Origin of the sequence: Nocardia amamiensis (assembly GCF_015477605.1) — a bacterium.
Classification (GTDB): domain Bacteria; phylum Actinomycetota; class Actinomycetes; order Mycobacteriales; family Mycobacteriaceae; genus Nocardia; species Nocardia amamiensis_A.
This window is the reverse complement of the sequence record NZ_JADLQX010000002.1, coordinates 296,752-316,847: the sequence shown is the minus strand read 5'-3', so window position 1 is coordinate 316,847 and position 20,096 is coordinate 296,752. Positions and strand designations below refer to the sequence as shown.

Sequence of the window (20,096 nt, the reverse complement as noted above, 5' to 3'; positions counted from 1 at the left end):
CTCGCCTCCCACGCGCGCCCAGGTCGTGGCACGCCCCGGTGCCGGTCAGGGATGGACGGGCTGGAGTATCCGGTGGCAGAGGGCGACCGGGTCCGGGAGTTCGGTGTGCGCGGCGGCCGCTTCGGCGGCCTTGGTGTAGCCGGGGACGGCGAGGATCTCTTCGACCGCGGCACGCAGAGCGCCGGGCGACAACGGGCGGACGACGATCGAACTGCCTTGGCGCGCGGCGCGATTGGCCAGCTCCCACTGGTCGCCGCCGCCGGGAACGGTGACGATCGGGACGCCGGCGGACAGCGACTTGGCGAGCAGGCCGTGACCACCGCCGCCCACCACGACGGAGGCGTGGCTCAGGAGTTCGTCTTGGCGTCCCAGCCCGGCTGTCGCCCACGAAGGGAGATCGGCCGGTGGCGTGTCCAGCATCGAGATCGCCACGCGGACACCGGCGCCGTCCAGCGCCTCCAGGGCGGTCTCGACCATCCCCGCGACGCCGGTGTGCGCGGTGGACGGAGCGACCATGACGAGCGGCCCGTCCCCAGGCGGAAGATCGAGGGTCACCTCGGTCGGCTCCCACAGCAGCGGACCGATGACGTGAGCCGCGTCCGGCCAGTCGGGGCGCGGCACCTCGAGCGCGGGCAAAGTGGCGATCAGACGGGCGGCGGGACCTGGATCGGCGGCCGATAACCCGACGCTCTCGCGTGCACGCTCCCGCTGACGGCGGCCGTGGCGAAGAGCGCGGGCGGTCATGCCGCGCAACAGACCGTCGCGCATCCGCCCGCACAGGCCCGCGCCGGGCGCAAGGCCACTTCCGATGGGCGGCAACGCCTTCGACGGCAGATACAGCGGATGCGGGGACAGTTCCACCCACGGCACGCCGAGTCGTTCCGCGGCCATCCCGCCGCCCGCGGTCAGCACGTCCGAGACGACCAACTCGGGCAGCATGGCGCTCAATTCCGGCAGGATCTCGGTAGAGACATGCGCGGCCCGCTCGTGGATACGCTGTCCCGCGTCGGTGTCGTCGTCCACCGGCCGCGGCGCCAGACCCTTGAGCCGACGCACGCCGATCCCGGCCGCCAGCGCGGCCTCGAACCAGCGCGGACCGGTGAACAGCACCGGCTCGTCACCGGCGTCCAGAAACCGCAAGCACAACGCGATAGCGGGAAACGCGTGCCCGGGATCGGGGCCTGCGACAACGGCTACTCGCATTCGCCTAGCCTGCCACACGGCCACCCGGGCCGGATGGCACCCGGTCGTGGCGCGTCCGATGCCTCGGTGACCTCCTGCCACCGTGGCGCCATCGTCCACGCCGTGCGTCCGGCTGGCGAAACGGGGTCAACCGCCGAAGTAGAACAGCTCGAAACCGACCGCGTGCGCGGCGGGGAATCCGTCCTTGGGACCGGTCGCCCGCTCCACGACGGCGCGAACCTGATCGGCGAGGGGCTCGGAGCTCAGCGCCTCGAGATAGCGGCGATGTTCCGCGAGCGAGGCGACCGCCTGGTCGAGCGTCTCCGTGACGTCGACGGCGTGCGTGGCGACCGGTCCGACGACCGCCGCCCAGCGTGCCGACCACGGTTTCCACTCGGCGATCTCCGGGAAGATCCACTCGTTTCCCGCGTCGGAGATGGCATCCAGGGCGGCGCGGCCGACGGCGCGGTGATCGGCGCTGTTGGCGTAGCCGGGCACCCAGGTGTCGCCGAAGTTGAACAGCACCACCATTTCCGGCTGATGCCTGCGGATCGCGGCGGCCAAGTCGCGGCGCAGTTCCAGGCTCTCCTGCACCCGGCCGTCCGGGTAGCCGAGGAACTCCACCTCGCGCACGCCCACCACCTCGGCCGCCGCGATCTCCTCGGCCTCGCGGAGGGGTCCGGCGATGGCGGGCCGCACACCGGCGATACCGGCCTCTCCGCTGGTCACCAGCACGTAGCGAACGTCCTTGCCCTGCCGGGTCCACCGTGCGACCGCGGCGGCGGCGCCGTACTCGATATCGTCAGGATGCGCGACGATAACCAAGCCGCGCTGCCAGTCTTCCGGAACTTGATCCACGAGAGATCATTCAAGCATTGCCGTGCCGGTGACCGCCCGGGCGACGCCCCGACCGACGCCACCCGGGCCCAGCTGTCGCTACAGCTTGCTCACCGTCGATTTGTCCGTGCCCGACACCGCCTTGTACAGCAGGTACAGCCCGAACACGATGGCGCTGATCACGAGGATCGGGAACAGCCCCTTGATCAGCGCCCCGATGACGGCCAGCGCGATCCAGACGACCGCGACAACGCCGATGATCTTCCACAACATGTCATGCCTCCCAGCAGTCCGTTTCCGCTTCGAGCATGACACCTGCCTGTTCGGGAATCACCAGGTGAGACGGGATATCCGGGTGTAAATCAGGGTTCACCCCCACAGCGGACCGTCTTCGGTCGGGGCTTCACCACGGGTGCGGATCTCGTGCTCGCAGGGCGAATGGACTCCGGTTCGACATGGCGGGATCCAGCAGCGTCGACCGGCTCGGTCGCGCCGGGGTGGACACCCTGGCGCGGCCGGTCCGGCCCCCCGGTCAGCGCCTGGGGCGCTCGGGGTCCTCCATGCCGTCGGTGCGGCGGTCTTCGTACGGATCGACCTCCGGCTCATGCATACCGAGATCGGCCGAGTCGACAGCGTACGCGTCGGCGATCGGTTCGGGCTCGATCCGCATCGGGTCGCCGGTAGCGGGCATGCGCAGCGTCTCCTCTTCGCTCTCCAGGTACGTGCGCATCCGCGCCATGCCGGCATCCTGCTGATCGGCGCCGAGATCGCAGCGTTCGTCCAAGCGCGGCATCCCGGTCTCGGCACGCGGCGGCTGGTCCGCAAGCGGCTGCCTGCCGTAGACGTCCCACGCGGCGCAGTCCGGGTCGATCTGGTAGTGGTCGAACAGTTCCTGCTCCGCCTGCGGACTGATCTGCCCGTCATGGTCCAGCTGGGGCGCGGTCTTCACCGCCTCCTTCTCGACCTGCACCTGCAAGACGGCCGAGTCGGCGCGATGCTCGGCTCCGGCCAGCGGGACCAGGGCGTCGGGGCTGAACAGCCCGGTGGACACCGCGACCCACGTGGGCGAACCGGAGTTGTTGTCCACGTAGACCCGTTTGACCTTGCCGATCTTGGCGCCGCCGGGGTCGTACACAGAGCTGCCGATGAGCGTTTCCAGCATTTCGGTCATGGGTTCCTCCGCAGTTCGTTCGGTGCGATGCGCAGCCCGACAGAACGCGGCCGTACACCGCGCGTACCGAGAAAGGGGGTCAGTCGCTTGTGGATCGATCGGCGCCGAGTCCGGCGTCGACGCGCTGTGTCCTGCGTGCCTTGCGCACCGGGTCGTCGGCGGATTCACACGCCAGATAGCGGCTGATGTCCAGCCGCTGGGTATCCTCGTCGAGCAGCGATTGCCGGTGGGAAACATCGAGCATGACGTGCTCCTACCCAGTTGTGCATGGTCCCGGCCCTGAGCCAGGTCGGGGGTCGATCAGCTACAGGGTGGCAACTACCCCTCCTGCTGCCGACCAAACCGAATTCGCAACGAATTCAGTGCATCCATCGCAGGCGCTTCGCTCGACAGCAATTTCTGCGCTACCTACCGTGGTCGTGGTGCGCCGCATCATTCGCAGTGTGTCCGCTCTTGATCAGGGCCAGCTCCGCGAGCCTGCTGCGGAACCGGAAGACCTTGCCCCGATGGTCGACTTCGCCGTCGGTCGCCAGCGAGACCGGTTCCTCGGCCACCCGGACGTCGAGCCCAGCGACCCGCCGGTGCACGTAGGTGGCGGAGTATCCGAGCGTGCCCGTGAACGCCGCCGAGATCAGGCGCAACCGCGAGAGCGGGACATCCGCGCGGAGGTAGCGGACATCGAGAGTGCCGCCGTGCACCCTCGGGCGCGACATCGGGATCTGGTCGGCCGGCTGGTAGCTGCCGTTTCCGACGAACAGCATCCACAGCGCGGTACGGGTACCGTCCACGGTGACCCGCAGTGGCTGCGCGCGGAACAGCACGCGCACCATGGCGATTCCCGCGGCGGGCCACTTTCCGACACGGCGCTCCCAGTGTTCCCGGATGCGGACGAAATCGGGATACCCACCGAGGCTGGCGGTGTTGACGAAGATTCGTTCGCCGACGTCGTCGAAACGCACCTCGGCCACGTCCACGCGGACCGCATCGCCCGCGTCCAGCGCGGCGAAGGTCACCTCGGGATCCTCCACCCCGGCGTCCCTGGCGAAATGGTTCAGTGTGCCGCCCGCGAAAACCGCGAGCGGCAAGCCGTGCCGCACCGCGTACTGCGCGACGGTGGACACCGTTCCGTCGCCGCCGACCACGCCGAGCGCGACGATGTCCTCGCGCCGCACCATGTCCTCGATCCGCGTTTCGACATCCTCCGCGCCGCCGATCTCCAGCACCGTGGCGGCGGGCAACCGCTCGCGCAGCTCGGCGAGCACGTCGTCGCCCCCTCCCGCCTGTGGGTTTCCGATCAGCAGGAGCCTGGCGCCGCCGGGCAGCGACTCGATGTGTTCGACCGGGCCGAGTGTGGCGGGTTCGTCCTCGCGCACCGCCCACCACCGTCTGGTGACCAGCGCGACCGCGGCCCCGAACAGCGCACCGGCGACGACGTCGGACGGCCAGTGCACGCCGATGTGCACCCGCGAGTAACCGACCGCGGCGGCCACCGGAGCCACCATCGCGCCCGCCGCCGGTGATTCCAGCGCCAGCCCCGTGGCGAACGCGGCGGCCGAGGCCGAGTGCCCGGACGGGAACGACGACGACACCGGCGGCGCGACCAACCTGCGCACGAAAGGAACGGACTCGTCGGGCGGACGGCGGCGCGGGAAAAGAGGCTTGGCGATCCCGTTGGCCACGCCGCTGGCGACTCCCAGCGCGAGTAGACCCCGCACCGCGCCGCGCCGCGCCGAGCGATCTCCGGCGGCGAACAGAACCGCGCCGAGCGCGATCCACAGGCGGTTCTTGTCGGCCGCTGTGCTCAACCCTTTCAGCACCCGATCCGCCCGCGTCGGCCGGACGCGTGCGCTGCGATCGACCAACCAGCGATCCACGCCGCGCGCCATTCCGGCGACGCGCGTGTCGCGCCTGCGAGTCGGAAGAAACCGCATCGCCGAAGCCTACCGATTTGCTCGGGCGGCGGGTCTGAGCTGGTCAATTCCCTTGCCGACCAGCGTGTTTGCGTCCGCCTGGGAGCCGCCCGCGCGCCACCTGGACGGTACCCCAATTCAGTGCACGGATGTACTCTGATCTTCCGAGCGCAATGACCTTGAACGACAAGAAGAAGGGATGGCCCATCCATGCCGATACCCCACTCAGCACACAGTCATGCACTGAACCTCACGTAGCGGCCGGACCTGATGGAACAAACGAGCGAGCTGGCACAAGAACTCGCGGCAGCGGCACGACGGCACGGTTCGGCGATCGCGGGGATCGTCGGCTCCGCCGCGCGCAAAGCGTCCTGGGAGGTGCTCGACCTCATGGCCGAGAGCCGCGAATTGGTGGGTGCGGCGCTCCGCGCCAGGGCCGAAGAGCTGCGCGGCCGGGACCGGACGCGCTGAGGCGCATCGATCAGGTCGGTGGTCGCGGCGACGCGGGCACCGATCGGTCGGCGACCTCGGTGAGGGCCTGAGCCCATCCGTCCAGCCGGTCGGAGGCATGCCGGAGATCCGCGACGATGGCGTCGAAATTGTGCCGCACCACAGTATTGTCCGGGACCGCGAGAATCCGGCCCGCTGCGGCGACGACCTGTTCGTACTCCGCCACGCCGGTATCGAGCCTGCCCAGGATGAGTCGCAGGTTCTCTGTGAGCGCCACGGCCGCGGACGAATCCGCGCGCCCCATCGCGGCCAGCCCCTGCTCCATCGCCGCGATGTCGGCGGCGAGCGCGTGCAGCGCCGCAGCCCCCGACGCGGCCGTCTCCAGCATGTCGGCCAATTCTTCTGGAGGCAGTCGCCGCGAGCGGGCGATCTGTGTGCCGAGCCCGTGCAATGCCTTCTCCGCCCGCACCAATCGCGCGATCGGCGGACGGGCGTTCGACCACAGTGGCGGCTGTTTCCGCGGGATGAACGCCGCCTGCGGCAGCGGAGCGCCCCGCAGCCGCAGGTACCGGCGGGTGCTCAGCGCCGCTCCGGTCACCAGCGCGACCGCACCGCCGCCGACCATGACCACGGCCCAGACCGGCGCCGAAAGGACCACGAGCCCAACCGTTCCCGCCGTGGTGAGGCCGGAGACGGTGCCGAGCTGAAAACTGCGGCGGCGGGCCCTGCGGCGGCGGCGCAACTCCCGCTCCCGTGGATCGGCCCAGCGCCGCACCGCGACCAGTGCGTTCTCGCCGGCTTCGCGAATACTGTCCGGCAGGCTGCCCGGCTGCGGCGCGAGCGCGGCCTGCGCCCGGATCAGCGCGGATCCGCGCGGGCGCCGCGTTTCGATCCGCCGCTCGCGAAATCCACTGCCGCTCATGCCATCTCTCCCACCGGTCGCGCGCATCGGACGGACACGGGGCCGACCCGGCCGACGGCCGGCCGGTCAGGGACCCGTGCCATGTCCTTCAGTGAAGCAGCCCCCACCGACACATCCTCGCCGAATGACCGTCCGCGAGCTACTGCTGCGCGGCCTGCCCCTTGTTCATCTGCGGCTGCGCCGCATTGGGCTGCGCCGGATTGATGGCGGTCTGGGCGCCACCGGCGGGCAACTGGTCGCCGCGCATGGACGCGCGAATCTGTTCGAGCTTGCTGTGCCCGGCCATCTGAATGCTGGCCTGCTGTACCTCGAGCATACGGCCCTGCACCGAGTTCTGCGCGAGCTCGGCGGCACCGAGCGCGTTGGCGTAGCGGCGCTCGATCTTCTCCCGCACCGCGTCCAGGCTCGGCGTGGTGCCCGGCGCCGACAGCGTCGAATCCATCTGCTGCAGCGACGCGGAGACCTGCTCCTGCATCTTGGCCTGCTCCAGCTGGCTGAGCAGCTTGGTGCGCTCGGCGACCTTCTGCTGCAGCAGCATCGCGTTCTGCTCCACGGCCTTCTTCGCCTGCGCCGCGGCCTGCAGCGACTGATCGTGCAGGACCTTCAGGTCCTCGACGGCCTGCTCGGCGGTGACCAGCTGCGCGGCGAACGCCTCGGCGGCGTTCGTGTACTGGATCGCCTTCTCGGTGTCGCCTGCCGCGGTAGCCTGATCGGCCAGCAACACGGCCTGGCGCGCATTGGCGTTGAGCTTCTCGACCTCGTCCAGTTGCCGGTTCAGCTTCATCTCCAGCTGACGCTGATTGCCGATGACCGACGCGGCCTGCTGCGAAAGGGCCTGGTGCTGCCGCTGGGCTTCCTCGATAGCCTGCTGAATCTGGACCTTCGGATCCGCGTGCTCCTCGATCTTGGCGTCGAAGAGGGCCATCAGGTATTTCCAGGCCTTGACGAACGGATTAGCCATCGATTGATCCCGCCTCCATCTGACATGCCGCGCCGGGGGCGCGACTCCAGTGCGCGACCGTCACGCACTCGATATGTGCCTATCCTCCACCATGTGGCACCCCGGCCGGGCGAGCCCGGCCCGAACGACGCCTTATGGAGAATCTATCCGCTTTTCGCATCGGCCCGCAGCGTTGCCGCGACGGCCCTGTCTCATACCGCGTCACATGCCCTTCACCAAGACCAGCATGTCCGCTCTCGGCGCGGGAATGACGATCCGGGTGTCATCGGCCAGCGGCAGCGGGCTGGCCCCGGCCGCCGACATGGAGGCGGAGGCCGGTGCGGGCTCGGCGGTCGCCGCGGGCTCGGCGGCGGCCTGCTCCGACTCGGCCGCGGCCGCGGCCGTGTCCTCCGCGGGCGTGCCGACGGGCAGTCCGTCGGCGCCCGCCATGATCGTGCTCACATCCCACAGCACCCGCGACAGCGGCACGTCCAGCGCCTCGCAGATGGCGGCGAGCAGTTCACTCGATGCCTCCTTGCGACCTCGCTCGACTTCGGAGAGATAGCCCAAGCTCACCCGCGCCGACGTCGACACCTCGCGCAGGGTCCGGTTCTGGGCGAGACGAGCACGCCGCAGACTGTCCCCGATCGCCTCTCGCAGCAGCGTCATCTCGTTCTCCTTCGCTCCCGGTCGCCGGGCCGACGCGATTCGTGACCCCACGCATGCCGTTCTTTCTCGCACAACGTCGAAGCAGGGCCGGTTGGTTCCCGCCGAACGTCAATGGCTGCGCCCGGCGCGGCCGGCCGAACCCGTCTCCCGCACGCAGCGCAGCAACTCGGATACCGCCGTGCGTGTTGCGCCGATTCTGATCGTCCACCGGTCGCCGGGGAGTTTCAACCGCACCACTTCGGAATGGACCGGACCCGCGATGCCGAGGAAGACAGTGCCGACCGGGTGACCGTCCTGCGAATCGGGCCCGGCGACGCCGGTCAGCCCCACACCCCAGTCCGCCGCACATCTGCTGCGCGCGCCGACGGCCAGTTGCTCGGCGGTGCTGGCCGCCACCGGGCCTTCCGTCGCGAGTACGTCCGCGTCGACGCCCGCGAGACTGTGTTTGAGATCGGTGGAGTACACCACCAACCCGCCGCGCAGTACGGCGCTGGCGCCGGGAACTCCGGCGATGGTGGCGGCCAGCAGACCGGCGGTCAGCGATTCGGCGGTCGCGACGGTTTGCCGCACTGTCACCAACGCCCGCACGAGGTCGGCCGCGGGCACCTGGGCGACGAGCGGATCGGTCATGCGCCGCGGGTCCGGCCCGGAGCCCCGGCGAACCAGACCCTGGCCGCCTGGCCGACGTAGTCCAGCCCCGTGATCACGGTCAGCGCGACGGCCGCGTACATCAGCACCATTCCGAGCTCGGCGAACCAACCCGACAACGGCAGCAGCAGCAGGGCGATCGCCAGCGACTGCAGCAAGGTCTTCAGTTTGCCGCCGCGTCCGGCGGGAATCACCCCGCGCCGCACCACCACCAGCCGCAGGAGTGTCACACCGATCTCGCGACCGCAGATGACGATCGTGATCCACCAGGCCAGGTCGCCGAGCAGGGACAGGCCGATCACCGCGGACCCGATCAGCGCCTTGTCGGCGATGGGATCGGCGAGCTTCCCGAAATCCGTGACCAAACCGTATTTGCGCGCCAGTTGCCCGTCGAACCGATCGGTGATCGCGGCGAGGCCGAACAGCGCGGCAGCGGCGATCCGCCAGCTCGTCTGATGACCGCCGCCGACGAACAGCGCCACGACGAACAGCGGCACGATCGCGATGCGCAGCATGGTGAGCACATTCGCGATATTCAGCAGCGGCGCCTCGGTCTCGGCCGGGGCGGTCGCGAACCCGGGCCGGACGGGGCCGGGCGCGGCCCAGGGACGATCCGTCTCCTCTGGTTGCACGCTCATGCCCGCGCCTCGCCGGCGCTCGGCTCCGGCACGAGCGTGCGCACAGCCGCACCCTTGATTCGCTCGCTACGCTCCCTCATTGCCTGCGCCTCGCCGGCGCTGGGCTCCGGCACGAGCGTGTGAATTACCGCCGCCTCATCCGCGGCCTGCCGCGTCATGCCCGCCCCGTGATCCCGTCGCGCTGCCCGGCGCGATGCGGTGAGCGGAACGACTGGATCTGCGGCACACGTTCAGACTATCGGTAACCGGGCCGACTACTGTGCACCCCATGACCTCTCGGGGACCACTAGGTGGTTCGACAAGCGACGCGCACCCGGGCGCGGCCTCCGCCGCGCAGACTTCCGTCCCGGTCGTGCGACGCGCCCGAACCTCCGACGTGCCCGAGATCAAGCGCCTGGTCGACGTGTACGCCGGCCGCATTCTGCTGGAGAAGAACCTGGTCACGCTCTACGAGGCGGTGCAGGAGTTCTGGGTCGCGGAACTGGACGGCCGGGTCGTCGGCTGCGGCGCGTTGCACGTGCTGTGGGCCGATCTCGGCGAGGTCCGCACCGTCGCGGTGCATCCCGACGTCAAAGGCGCCGGTGTGGGCAAGCTCATCGTGCAGCGGCTGATCGCCGTGGCCCGCGAACTCGAGCTGCAGCGGCTGTTCGTGCTGACCTTCGAGGTGGAGTTCTTCGGCAGGCACGGTTTCGTCGAGATCGACGGCACGCCGGTCACCGCCGAGGTGTACGCGGAGATGTGCCGTTCGTACGACACCGGCGTCGCGGAGTTCCTCGATCTCAGCTATGTGAAGCCGAACACCCTCGGCAATACTCGAATGCTGCTCACGCTTTGAGCCCGTCCCCACAGGAAGCGATACCCGTGCCGATCTTCGCCGTCCACTACGTCTACTCCGAAGCCACCGCCGCCGGTCGCGACACCCACCGTCCCGAGCATCGCGCGTGGCTGGCCGGTCTGCTCGAGTCGGGCACCCTGCTCAGCAGCGGGCCGTATCCGGACGGGTCCGGCGCGCTGCTGATCTTCCGGTCGGAGGACGCGGGTGCGTTGAAGAACCTGCTCACGCAGGATCCGTTCGCCCGAGAGGCCCTGATCGACGACGTCCGCGCGGTCGAGTGGGCGCCGGTGTTCGGCGCCTTCACGTGAGCCGCTAGCGCCCGACCCGGGCGCGGGTCCGGAGCAGGCTCGCGACCGTGGCGACGACCAGGATGGTGATGATGACGCCAAGGGAGACCGGCGTGGAGATCTCCGGGACCGCGACGTGCTCGCCGCCGTTGATGAACGGCAACGTGTTCTCGTGCAGGGCGTGCAACACCAGCTTCACGCCGATGAACGCGAGGATGGCCGCCAAGCCGTAGGACAGGTAGACCAGCCGGTCGAGCAGTCCGCCGATCAGGAAGTACAGCTGCCGCAAGCCCATCAGCGCGAAGGCGTTGGCGGTGAAGACAAGGTAGGGCTGCTCGGTCAGGCCGTAGATCGCCGGGATGGAGTCCAGCGCGAACAGCAGGTCGGCGAAGCCGATGGCGAGCAAGGCCAGCAGCAGCGGGGTGCCGGCGCGGCGTCCGTCGATCCTGGTCACCAGCTTGTCGCCGTCGTACTCGTCGGTGGTCGGCAGGATCCGCTTGGCCAGCGCGATGATGCGGCTGTCGCGCTTCTCCTCGACTTCGACCTCATGGCCGCTCTCCCGCATCAGGTTCACCGCCGTGTAGACGAGGAACAAACCGAACAGGTAGAACACCCAGCTGAACGCGCTGATCGCGGCCGCGCCGATGCCGATGAACACACCGCGCATCACCAAGGCGATCACGATGCCGATCAGCAGCGCCTTCTGCTGGTAGATCCGCGGCACCGCGAAGGTGGACATGATGATCAAGAAGACGAACAAGTTGTCCACCGAGAGCGCCTTCTCGGTGACGAAGCCCGCGTAGTACTCCCCCGCGTACGTCGAGCCCCATTGCCAGGCGACCACGCCGCCGAACGCCAGCGCGAGCCCGATGTAGACCGCGGACCAGAACCCGGATTCCCGGAACGTCGGCTCGTGCGGAGTGCGGACGTGCGCGTAGAAGTCGAAGACGAACAATCCGAGGATCACCGCGATGGTGATCACCCATTCGAGTGCGGTTACCTGCATGCGGTGTGCCGATCGGAAGCGAAGGTCATGTCGTCCATAATGCCCGGTTTGTCCGTTTAACTAGGTTGCGGGGTAGTTGCCGACCATGATTCCACATGCGCGACCTCGACCGTCATCGCCAGTTGCCGGACGTCCTACCGCACCACGGAACGCACCCATCGGGCGTGCGCGAGCTGAACCGCACCAGGACGGCGGAAAGCGGTTCCCAACACCGGAATCGGATGTTAGTTTCAATAGCAACGAAGATCACAGGAGAGGCGAAGCGATGACCCGGACGGTGCTGCGACGGCTGTCGCTCAGCGGTGCCCGGCAGTCGCGCGCCCAGGCTGCGCTATCCGCATCGTCCGCCCTCGATTGGCGGATGAGCGTGCGGAGCGGCCCCTGAACGTGTCTTTCGCAAGACCGTACGAAAGGGGCCATCCCGCGGCGAATCGCCAGGGTGTGGCCTCTTTTTCGTGCTTCCGCACGGTCTGCCGATCCCTCGTAGCCCAATAGGTAGAGGCGCCGGACCTAGATTCCGGGAGATGCGAGTTCGAATCTCGCCGAGGGAACCATCTCAGGATCACTCCTGTGGCTCGTCGGGATCGCCGCTCTCCCCGCCACCGCCGCGGATCGACCAGAGCAGCCCTTCCAGCTCATCGGGTTTGACGAGCACGTCCCGCGCTTTCGAACCTTCGCTCGGGCCGACGACGCCCCGGGTCTCCATGAGGTCCATCAGCCGCCCCGCCTTGGCGAAGCCGACGCGCAGCTTGCGCTGCAGCATGGAGGTGGACCCGAATTGCGAGGTGACCACGAGTTCCACCGCCTGCAGGAAGACGTCGAGGTCGTCGCCGATATCGGGGTCGACATCCTTCTTCTCGCCCGGCTTGGCCGCGGTCACGCCCTCTTGATATTCGGGCTCCGCCTGGTTCTTGGTGAAGTCGACGACGGCGTGGATCTCCTCGTCGCTGATGAACGCACCCTGCAGGCGAGTCGGCTTGCCCGCGCCCATCGGCAGGAACAGCCCGTCACCCATGCCGATCAACTTCTCGGCGCCGGGCTGATCGAGAATGACCCGGGAGTCGGTCAGCGACGATGTCGCGAACGCCAGCCGGGAGGGCACATTGGTCTTGATCAGACCGGTCACCACGTCCACCGACGGACGCTGCGTCGCCAGCACGAGGTGAATGCCCGCCGCACGGGCCTTCTGGGTGATCCGGACGATCGCGTCCTCCACATCGCGCGGTGCGGTCATCATCAGGTCGGCCAGCTCGTCGACGATGGCGAGGATGTACGGGTAGGGCCGGTACACCCGTTCGCTGCCCAGCGGCGCGGTGATCGCACCCGACTTGACCTTCTTGTTGAAGTCGTCGATGTGGCGCACCTTGTTCGCCTGCATGTCGTGATACCGCTGCTCCATCTCCTCGACCAGCCAGGCCAGCGCGGCGGCGGCCTTCTTCGGCTGCGTGATGATGGGCGTGATCAGGTGCGGAATGCCCTCGTAGGGCGTGAGTTCCACCATCTTCGGATCGATCAGGATCATCCGCACCTCGTCCGGCGTCGCCCGCTGCAGCAGCGACACCAGCATCGAGTTCACGAAGCTCGACTTACCCGAACCGGTGGAGCCGGCGACCAGCAGATGCGGCATCTTGGCCAGATTGGCCGAGACGAACTCGCCCTCGATGTTCTTCCCGAGACCGATCACCAGCGGATGGTGGTCGGTGCGGGTAGCCGGTGCCTTGAGCACGTCGGCCAGCCGGACCAGCTCGCGGTCGGCGTTGGGCACCTCGATGCCGACGGCGGACTTCCCCGGGATCGGCGCGAGCAGCCGGACGTTCTCCGTCGCGACGGCGTAAGCGATGTTGCGGGTCAGCGCGGTGATCTTCTCGACCTTCACGCCCGGCCCGAGTTCGACCTCGTAGCGGGTGACCGTCGGACCGCGCACGAAACCGGTGACCGCGGCATCGATCTTGAACTGCACCAGCACCTCGGTGATCGCCTCGATCATCGATTCGTTGGCGGCGCTGCGCTTTTTGGGCGGATCGCCGTCGGTCAGCAGCGACAGCGGCGGCAGCAGGTAATCGCCCTCGACTTCGCGGTCGGTGACGAACTCCAGCTGCTTCGGCGGCGGCGGGGTCTGATCCTCGACCGCCGCGGCCGGACGCTGCTTCTTCGGTTTCGGCTTCGCCGCCGGTTCCTCGACCGCGATCGGCTTGGCGTCACGCAGCGGCGGTTCGCCGAGGGCCTCGGTGACCGCGTCGGGGTCGCCGAACTCGTCGGGCGGGTAGTTCTCCGCGGGCGTGCGACCGCGCCGTTTGGGGCCCGAGCGGTGCACCGGGAAGCCGTCGGCGTCGTAGTCGGCCGAATCGTAGTCCCGGTAGTCGCCGTATTCGTCGCCTCCGCGTTCAGTGCCGAAGTACTCGCGCAGCTTGGCGGGCACCTCGCGCACGGTCGTACCCGTCACCAGCAGCAGGCCGAAGGCGATGGCCAGCAACAGGATCGGTATCGCGAGCCAGGCGGTCAGCCCGCTGGTCAGCGGCCCGCCCACCACGAAGCCGACGAAACCCGCTGCGCGGGAACGTCCGTGCGCATCGGTGGGGGCGCCCGCCGCGATGTGCCACAAACCCAGCAGGGGCAGGCCGAGGAGCAGGCCGCCGAGCACCAGCCGCGGACGGATCTCCGGGCGCGGTTCGGTACGCATCAGCACTACCGCGATCCCGGAGGCGACGAACGGCAGTGCGGCCGACGCCGATCCGGAGATCGCGCGAATGACGTCCTCGACCCAGTGGCCGACCGGCCCGCCCGCCGACAACCACACCGCCGCCGCGATCACCGCGCTCACCGCGATCAGAGCCAGCGCTACCCCGTCGCGCCGATGGCCGTGTTCGATCTCACCGGCCCGGCTCAACGTGCGCGTGGTCGCGCCGAGGCCGCGGGCCAGCATCGTCCAGCCGCTGCTGATGCCGCGACCGATCACCGCGAGCGGCGCCGTGTTCGAGGTGCGGCGCACCGGGCGCCGGGTGCGCGCGGTCCGCCCGCGGGGCGCGGCGGGCGTGCGGGGCGCCGTTGAGCGGGGCGTGGCCGCGCGAGACCGTGCCGTCGTGGTGCGCCCCCGCGCCGATCCCGCCCGCGCCCGAGTCGTCGTGGTGCTGCGGGACTTACCTGCCATGGCCCCAGGCTAGCCGCAAATCCCCCACTGCTGCGCCTCTCCCGGGTCTTCCGGCCGTTCGAGTCGTCACACCGAGCGGTCCAGGCCGAGTACCGCGCGGACGGCGTCGGGAGGTCCGGCCGTCTCCAGGCGGACTTCGTTCCGGCCGAAGGCGTGCAGTAATAGTTCCGAGGGCAGGCCGGTCAGCGTGACCACGATGCCGGACTCCGACCGCACCCTCGTGCGTTTGCCGTCCGGCGTCGCCAGCTCGACCGTGACCGGCGCCTTGCGATACGACCTCGCCGCCATTCGGCGTACCAGCGACCACAACTTGTCCTGGTCGGCGGCGGTGAGTTCGCGCGGCTGCCAACCGGGTTCGGCGCGACGCACGTCTTCGTGGTGGACGAACATCTCCGGCAGATTGGCCAGCGCGTCCACCGGGCGCAGCGGCGACCACCACGGCGGGCCCGCGCGCACCTGGTCCAGCAGCGCGGGGAACGGCTGGTTCGCCGCTTTCGCCTGCACCCGGGCGAGATGTCCGGCCAGCGGCTTCAGCAGGATGCCCGGGGCGGCGTCCGGCCGCCGTTCGCGAACCACCAAGTGCGCGGCGAGGTCTCGCACGGTCCACCCACCACACAGCGTCGGCGCATCCGGCCCGGCGGCCCGCATGGCCTCGACGAGTCCTCGACGTTCCCGCTGCGCCATCGTCACACGTCGACCATACTCAGCACCCCGCTACGGCCATCGCGCGGCAGGAAACATCGAGCAACACGACTCCGGCGGCCATTCGAAGATCAGGCACCATTAGATGCGCGGTTTCATACCACAGAGTCTGTTGCTCCCCATGCCGGGAAATCTCCGGCTAGCGCAACGAGAGTCCGCTCTGTACCTTGTCTCTCGGTCCATCGGGTCGTGGGCCTAATGACAAGAAGGGGCAAATCCTCCGTGAAGAAGTTTGCTACCGGTGTGGCCGCGTTGGCGGCGGCGGGTACCGCGCTGGCCGTCAGCGCGCCCGCGGCGCACGCCTACACCAACAACTACGGCGCCATCGCGCTGTCCACCTCCACCGGGTTGATCGGGTACTCCTACGACTACCCGGATTCGGCTTCCGCGCAGCGGCGCGCCGTGAGCTCCTGCGGCGCCGCGGACTGCCAGTCGGTGGTCTGGTTCCGCAACGGCTGCGGCGCCGTGGCGTACTCCAGCGGCAGCGGCACCTGGAGCTGGGGGTACGCGTCGTCCCGGCGCAGCGCGCAGGGCCAAGCTCTGCTGCACAACGATTCCGACGCCTACATCGTGCACTGGAACTGCACGTCCAACCACGGCTGATGCCCGGTATTCGAGTCGAAGGAAACATCGTGAAACACCGCACTTTCCGGACCGCCGTGGCTGTCGTCCTCACCGCAGTGGCCTGCTCCCTGACCGCCTGCGCTTCCGGCGACGACTCCTCGTCCCCGAGCACCAGCGCCAACCCGAGCCATGCGGCGGGTGAATTGGAGGGTGGCATGGACAAGGGCGACAAGGAGGCCGGCTCCGCGCCGACCACTCCGTCCTCGCCCGCACTGGCCAAGCCCACGGTCGCGCAGCTGAACGAACGGCTGCAGAAGGCGTTCGATCCGAACGTGCCCAACGCGGAGAAGATCAGCTGGATCCAGGCCGCCGAGCAGGATCCCTACCTGGTCGCCAACCTCGTCGACGCCGCGAAGAAGCAGAAGGTCGTCGTCGAGGTCACCAATGTGGGCGACCCGAAGGACGGCAAGCTCAAGGCCGACGCCAAGGTCACCATCGACGGCACCCCGGTGGACGACGCGTTCATCCAGTTCGTCTCCGAGGGCGGCCAGTGGAAGGTCGACCACACCTTCGCCTGCAACATCGTCAAGAGCGCGAAGATCGAGTCCGCGGCCTGCCAGGAGTGACCGCGCACGACTGAGCTAAAGGGCCGGATAGCTGAGCTATCCGGCCCTTTTTCGCGTTCGGGAATCAGACTCCGATAACCGTCGGCACGATCATCGGACGACGCCGATAGGTGTCGGCCACCCAGCGCCCGACCACCCGTCGCACGCCCTGCGCGATCCGATGGGTGTCGGTGACGCCCTCGCCTGCCAGCCGCAGCAACTCGGCCTCCACCAGTTCCGCCGCGTCCACCAGTGCGGTCGGATCGTCGGAGAAGCCACGCCCGCTGAGTTCGGGTGTGCTGACCGCCTTGCCGGTGGTCTCATCGATGGCGACGGTGATCGCGATGAAACCGCCCTCACCGAGCACCAGCCGGTCCGACAGCGTGGACTCGCCGACATCGCCCACCGACAGCCCGTCCACGTACACGTGCCCGACCGCCACTCGGCCGACGATCGAGGCGATGCCGTCGACCAGATCGACCACCACGCCGTCCTCGGCAAGCACCACCCGGTCCTCGGGCACGCCGGTCGCCACCGCCAAGGCGGCGTTCGCCCGCAGGTGGCGCCACTCGCCGTGAACCGGCATCGCGTTGGTCGGCCGCACCGCGTTGTACAGGTACAGCAGCTCACCCGCGGACGCGTGCCCGGAGACGTGCACCTTGGCGTTCTGCTGGGTGATCACCGTGGCACCCAGCCGGGCCAGGCCGTTCACCACGGCGAACACGGAGTTCTCGTTGCCGGGGATGAGCGAGGAGGCCAGCACCACCAGGTCGTCGGCGCGAATGTTGATCTGCCGGTGCTCGCCGCGCGCCATCCGCGACAGCGCCGACAACGGCTCGCCCTGCGACCCGGTCGAGATCAGCACCAGGCGGTGACCCGGCAGGGTCGCGGCGACGTCGAGGTCGACGACCACGCCGTCCGGCACCGTCAGATAGCCCAGATCCTGCGCGATCTGCATGTTGCGGACCATCGAGCGCCCGATGAAACACACGCGGCGCCCGTACTTCTGGGCCACGTCGACGACCTGCTGGATGCGATGCACGTGGCTGGCGAACGACGCGACGATCACCCGGCTGCGCGCCTTGCCGATCACCGTGTCCAGTACCCCGCCGATCTCGCGTTCCGGCGTGACGAATCCGGGGACCTCCGCATTCGTGGAGTCCACCAGGAACAGATCGACGCCCTCGTCGCCGAGCCGGGAGAATCCGGCCAGGTCGGTGAGCCGTCCATCCAGCGGCAACTGGTCGAGCTTGATGTCTCCGGTGTGCAGGGCGACGCCCGCGGGCGTGCGGATGGCGACGGCGATCGCATCCGGAATGGAGTGATTGACCGCGAAGTACTCGCAGCCGAACGGGCCGTGCGTAGTGTGCTGTCCCTCGGTGACCTCGACCAGCTTCGGATGCTGACGATGCTCCCGGCATTTCGCGGCGACCAGCGCGAGGGTGAACTTCGAGCCGACAACCGGGATATCCGGCCGCAGCCGCAGCAGGAAGGGCACCGCGCCGATGTGGTCCTCGTGGCCGTGGGTGAGAACGACGGCGACCACGTCGTCCATCCGGTGCTCGATGGGACGGAAGTCGGGCAGGATCAAGTCGACGCCGGGCTGCTGGTCCTCCGGGAACAGCACGCCGCAGTCGACGATCAGCAGCTTGCCGCCGTACTCGAAAACGGTCATGTTGCGGCCGATTTCGCCGATGCCGCCGAGCGCGAACACGCGCAGCCCGTTCCGCGGCAGGGCGGGCGGGGCACCGAGCCGGTCGTGCGTGGCGAGCGGAACCGGCTGAGGTGCGGGCGCCTCGACCCGCCGTGCGCCGGACGTCCCTCGGCCCCCGGACGGAGCACGTCCACGACGCCGGGAAGGCGCCTCCTGCGCCCGGGGCTCCGGTCGGGCCCGCGCGGGCTTGGTCCCCTCGGCGGGCACGACCCGTTCGGCCTCCACCGCCACTTCGACGGGCGCCGCCTCGCTCGGTTCGGCCTCCTTCGGCGGTACGGGCGTTGGCTCGACCGGCATGGACGGGGCGGGCGCCCCCGCGGGGCGGGATGCGCTGCGGCGGCGGCGAGGAGCTAGGGAGTCACTCACGAGAGCACCCCGACCGTCCGCAGATCGGCTGCCAACGCTTCCAGTTCCTCGGTGCTGGGCATCAGCTGCGGCAGCCGCGGCTCGCCCACCTGGACCCCGAGCAAGCGCAGCCCGCCCTTGCTCATCGCGACGCCGCCCAGCCTCGCCATCGCGGCGTGCAGCGGCAGCAGCGTGGTGTTGATCTCGCGGGCGCGCACCACCTCACCGGCGGTATACGCCTCCAGCATCGCACGCAGCCGTTCGGGCACGAGATGCCCGATGACACTGATGAATCCCGCCGCGCCGACCGACAGCCACGGAAGGTTGAGCGCGTCGTCGCCGGAGTAGAAGGTCAGGCCGGTGCTCGCGATGAGCTCGGCGCCCATGTTGAGATCGCCTTTGGCGTCCTTGACCGCGACGATGCGCGGGTGCTCGGCGAGCTTGCGGATGGTGTCACTGGCGATCGGCACCACCGACCGGCCCGGGATGTCGTACAGGGTGACCGGCAGGTCGGTAGCGTCGGCGACGGCGGTGAAGTGCGCGAGCAGCCCCGCCTGGGTGGGCCGGGAGTAGTACGGCGTCACCACGAGCAAACCGTGCGCACCCGCGCGCTGTGCGCAGCGCGCGAGTTCGATCGAGTGCGCGGTGTCGTAGGTGCCCGCACCCGCGATCACGGTGGCGCGCTCGCCGACCGCGTCGACGACGGCGCGCAGCAGATCGGCCTTCTCCGACTCGGTCGTGGTCGGCGACTCGCCGGTGGTTCCGGAGATCGCGAGCAGGTCGACGCCGCGGTCGACAAGGCGGGCCGCGAGCGCGACCCCGGCATCGACGTCGAGCTTGCCGTCGGCGCTGAAGGGGGTCACCATCGCGACACCTACCGTGCCGGACGCGCGCAGCTCCGTTGGCGTCGATTCACCGTTCGTCATGGTCAAAAAGGCTACCCGGTCTGGGACAGACCCTCGACACCCTCGTCGGCGATCGGGCCGCAACAACGGGGCGATCGCCCGCGGCTGGCCCCTGATGGCGTCATCTCCGTCCTTGCCCGACGTCATTCTTGACGTCAGACTGATGTCATGGATTTGAACAAGTACACCGGGCAGCTGCGGGAGAACCTGATCTCCGCCGCGGCGCTCGGCGACGAGAAGACGCAGGCCACGGCGGCGGCGCTGGCCGCGGCAACCGAGGGCTCGGCCCGGTTGGTGCTGCTCGCCGCGCTGTCCGAGCTCGCCGCGGAGGTCAGCGCGGCGCTCGGCGACCGCACCGTGCACGTGTCGGTCGACGGCACGGACGCCTCCGTGGATGTGCGCAAGAGCACGACGGCCGGCGAACCGCCGACGTTCGAGGAGATGACCGGAGACATCAGCAGGGTCACACTCCGGCTCGTCGAGCAGATGAAGGCACGCGCGGAAGAGGCTGCGGCACAGAGCGGTCAGTCGCTGAACTCCTGGTTGTCGAGTGCCGTGCACGGCGCGCTGCGCGACCAGATGCGCGGCCACGGGCCGAAGCGCGACGACTGAGTCCGG

The 20,096-nt window shown here is 69.2% G+C and carries 22 protein-coding genes and 1 tRNA gene; 7 read left to right on the top strand and 16 right to left on the bottom strand.

Translation table 11 applies throughout. From position 1 onward, the window contains the following. Window positions 1-45 precede the first annotated feature (45 nt). The 6 genes from IU459_RS04005 to IU459_RS03980 all read right to left on the bottom strand — a co-directional run bounded on the left by IU459_RS04005 (window position 46) and on the right by IU459_RS03980 (window position 5,121). Window positions 46-1,203, bottom strand: coding sequence for a glycosyltransferase (locus tag IU459_RS04005; protein WP_195128052.1), 1,158 nt, complete (start codon window positions 1,201-1,203; stop codon window positions 46-48). A 126-nt stretch (window positions 1,204-1,329) separates the two neighbouring features. Further along, window positions 1,330-2,040 carry a PIG-L deacetylase family protein gene (locus IU459_RS04000; protein ID WP_195128051.1) on the bottom strand — a complete coding sequence of 237 codons (711 nt, stop codon included), beginning with the start codon at window positions 2,038-2,040 and terminating at the stop codon, window positions 1,330-1,332. A 78-nt stretch (window positions 2,041-2,118) separates the two neighbouring features. Beyond that, window positions 2,119-2,292, bottom strand: coding sequence for a hypothetical protein (locus IU459_RS03995; RefSeq protein WP_195128050.1), 174 nt, complete (start codon window positions 2,290-2,292; stop codon window positions 2,119-2,121). Window positions 2,293-2,551: 259 nt separating this feature from the next. Next, complete coding sequence (locus IU459_RS03990; protein ID WP_195128049.1) at window positions 2,552-3,190, bottom strand: PRC-barrel domain-containing protein; 639 nt, start codon at window positions 3,188-3,190, stop codon at window positions 2,552-2,554. A 79-nt stretch (window positions 3,191-3,269) separates the two neighbouring features. After that, window positions 3,270-3,434 carry a hypothetical protein gene (locus tag IU459_RS03985; RefSeq protein ID WP_157172319.1) on the bottom strand — a complete coding sequence of 55 codons (165 nt, stop codon included), beginning with the start codon at window positions 3,432-3,434 and terminating at the stop codon, window positions 3,270-3,272. Between the two features lie 160 nt (window positions 3,435-3,594). After that, window positions 3,595-5,121 carry a bifunctional phosphatase PAP2/diacylglycerol kinase family protein gene (locus IU459_RS03980; RefSeq protein WP_195128048.1) on the bottom strand — a complete coding sequence of 509 codons (1,527 nt, stop codon included), beginning with the start codon at window positions 5,119-5,121 and terminating at the stop codon, window positions 3,595-3,597. A gap of 249 nt (window positions 5,122-5,370) precedes the next feature. Here IU459_RS03980 and IU459_RS03975 point away from each other — a divergent pair, with 249 nt between their 5' ends. Further along, window positions 5,371-5,571 (top strand): hypothetical protein, encoded by a 201-nt coding sequence (locus IU459_RS03975; protein WP_195128047.1) that lies wholly within the window; start codon window positions 5,371-5,373, stop codon window positions 5,569-5,571. A gap of 10 nt (window positions 5,572-5,581) precedes the next feature. Here IU459_RS03975 and pspM read toward each other — a convergent pair whose 3' ends face one another. The 5 genes from pspM to pgsA form a co-directional block, all read right to left on the bottom strand. Further along, window positions 5,582-6,472, bottom strand: coding sequence for a phage shock envelope stress response protein PspM (gene pspM, locus IU459_RS03970; protein ID WP_228837291.1), 891 nt, complete (start codon window positions 6,470-6,472; stop codon window positions 5,582-5,584). 139 nt (window positions 6,473-6,611) lie between these two features. Further along, window positions 6,612-7,433, bottom strand: coding sequence for a phage shock protein PspA (gene pspA / locus IU459_RS03965; protein WP_040780451.1), 822 nt, complete (start codon window positions 7,431-7,433; stop codon window positions 6,612-6,614). 201 nt (window positions 7,434-7,634) lie between these two features. Further along, entirely contained in the window at window positions 7,635-8,081 is a 447-nt protein-coding gene (locus tag IU459_RS03960; protein ID WP_195128046.1) for a helix-turn-helix domain-containing protein, read from the bottom strand. Window positions 8,082-8,189: 108 nt separating this feature from the next. Next, the gene (locus IU459_RS03955; RefSeq protein WP_195128045.1) at window positions 8,190-8,711 is read right to left on the bottom strand and encodes a CinA family protein; all 522 of its coding nucleotides are present in this window, start codon (window positions 8,709-8,711) and stop codon (window positions 8,190-8,192) included. After that, window positions 8,708-9,367: a CDP-diacylglycerol--glycerol-3-phosphate 3-phosphatidyltransferase gene (gene pgsA, locus IU459_RS03950; protein WP_195128044.1), complete on the bottom strand. Its 660-nt coding sequence runs from the start codon at window positions 9,365-9,367 to the stop codon at window positions 8,708-8,710. Before pgsA ends, IU459_RS03955 begins: the two co-directional genes overlap by 4 nt. A 268-nt stretch (window positions 9,368-9,635) precedes the next feature. Here pgsA and IU459_RS03945 point away from each other — a divergent pair, with 268 nt between their 5' ends. Beyond that, window positions 9,636-10,202 carry an amino-acid N-acetyltransferase gene (locus IU459_RS03945; RefSeq protein WP_040780457.1) on the top strand — a complete coding sequence of 189 codons (567 nt, stop codon included), beginning with the start codon at window positions 9,636-9,638 and terminating at the stop codon, window positions 10,200-10,202. Window positions 10,203-10,228: 26 nt separating this feature from the next. Continuing rightward, window positions 10,229-10,510, top strand: a complete 282-nt coding sequence (locus tag IU459_RS03940) for a YciI family protein (RefSeq protein WP_195128043.1) — start codon at window positions 10,229-10,231, stop codon at window positions 10,508-10,510. Between the two features lie 4 nt (window positions 10,511-10,514). Here the strand turns inward: IU459_RS03940 and IU459_RS03935 are convergent, their stop codons facing one another. After that, window positions 10,515-11,495, bottom strand: a complete 981-nt coding sequence (locus tag IU459_RS03935) for a TerC family protein (RefSeq protein ID WP_195128042.1) — start codon at window positions 11,493-11,495, stop codon at window positions 10,515-10,517. Between the two features lie 477 nt (window positions 11,496-11,972). On the opposite strand from IU459_RS03935, the gene IU459_RS03930 reads away from it, so the two are divergent. Continuing rightward, window positions 11,973-12,049, top strand: a tRNA-Leu gene (locus IU459_RS03930). An 8-nt stretch (window positions 12,050-12,057) separates the two neighbouring features. Here IU459_RS03930 and IU459_RS03925 read toward each other — a convergent pair. After that, window positions 12,058-14,643, bottom strand: coding sequence for a DNA translocase FtsK (locus IU459_RS03925; RefSeq protein ID WP_195128041.1), 2,586 nt, complete (start codon window positions 14,641-14,643; stop codon window positions 12,058-12,060). A 66-nt stretch (window positions 14,644-14,709) separates the two neighbouring features. Beyond that, window positions 14,710-15,333: a TIGR03085 family metal-binding protein gene (locus IU459_RS03920; protein WP_195128040.1), complete on the bottom strand. Its 624-nt coding sequence runs from the start codon at window positions 15,331-15,333 to the stop codon at window positions 14,710-14,712. 234 nt (window positions 15,334-15,567) lie between these two features. On the opposite strand from IU459_RS03920, the gene IU459_RS03915 reads away from it, so the two are divergent. Continuing rightward, a complete protein-coding gene (locus tag IU459_RS03915; RefSeq protein ID WP_324198726.1) occupies window positions 15,568-15,948 on the top strand; it encodes a DUF4189 domain-containing protein in 381 nt (126 codons plus the stop codon). A gap of 29 nt (window positions 15,949-15,977) precedes the next feature. Continuing rightward, window positions 15,978-16,535 carry a hypothetical protein gene (locus IU459_RS03910; protein WP_195128038.1) on the top strand — a complete coding sequence of 186 codons (558 nt, stop codon included), beginning with the start codon at window positions 15,978-15,980 and terminating at the stop codon, window positions 16,533-16,535. 64 nt (window positions 16,536-16,599) lie between these two features. Here IU459_RS03910 and IU459_RS03905 read toward each other — a convergent pair whose 3' ends face one another. After that, the gene (locus tag IU459_RS03905; RefSeq protein ID WP_228837362.1) at window positions 16,600-18,525 is read right to left on the bottom strand and encodes a ribonuclease J; all 1,926 of its coding nucleotides are present in this window, start codon (window positions 18,523-18,525) and stop codon (window positions 16,600-16,602) included. A 65-nt stretch (window positions 18,526-18,590) separates the two neighbouring features. After that, window positions 18,591-19,499, bottom strand: a complete 909-nt coding sequence (dapA, locus tag IU459_RS03900) for a 4-hydroxy-tetrahydrodipicolinate synthase (protein WP_195128037.1) — start codon at window positions 19,497-19,499, stop codon at window positions 18,591-18,593. Between the two features lie 147 nt (window positions 19,500-19,646). On the opposite strand from dapA, the gene IU459_RS03895 reads away from it, so the two are divergent. Continuing rightward, entirely contained in the window at window positions 19,647-20,090 is a 444-nt protein-coding gene (locus IU459_RS03895) for a hypothetical protein (RefSeq protein WP_195128036.1), read from the top strand. Window positions 20,091-20,096 lie beyond the last annotated feature (6 nt).